Source organism: Aeromonas sp. SrichE-2G, assembly GCF_017939565.1.
Taxonomy (GTDB): domain Bacteria; phylum Pseudomonadota; class Gammaproteobacteria; order Enterobacterales; family Aeromonadaceae; genus Aeromonas; species Aeromonas taiwanensis.
Window position 1 is genome coordinate 1 of sequence record NZ_JAGKRG010000029.1, and the last position, 322, is coordinate 322.

The 322-nt window shown below is 52.5% G+C and carries 2 rRNA genes; both read right to left on the reverse strand.

From position 1 onward, the window contains the following. Positions 1–5 precede the first annotated feature (5 nt). Positions 6–120: ribosomal RNA gene (gene rrf / locus J9885_RS14855) — 5S ribosomal RNA — on the reverse strand. Between the two features lie 84 nt (positions 121–204). Beyond that, positions 205–322, reverse strand: a 23S ribosomal RNA gene (locus J9885_RS14860); the annotation flags it as partial.

A 322-nucleotide genomic window follows, 5' to 3' on the forward strand; every position in this document is an offset into this window, starting at 1 on the left:
TGGGTGCCTGGCAGTGTCCTACTCTCGCATGGCGAATGCCACACTACCATCGGCGCTACAGCGTTTCACTTCTGAGTTCGGCATGGGGTCAGGTGGTTCCACTGCGCTATTGCCGCCAGGCAAAAATCTTCAATCTGAGAAAGCTGATTTAGTTATTCGTTCTCGGTATCTGCTACAAGTCTCTGAACACTTCTTGGGTGTTGTATGGTTAAGCCTCACGGGTAATTAGTATGGGTTAGCTCAACACGTCGCCGCGCTTACACACCCCACCTATCAACGTTGTGGTCTCCAACGGCCCTTTAGGACCCTCAAGGGGTCAGGG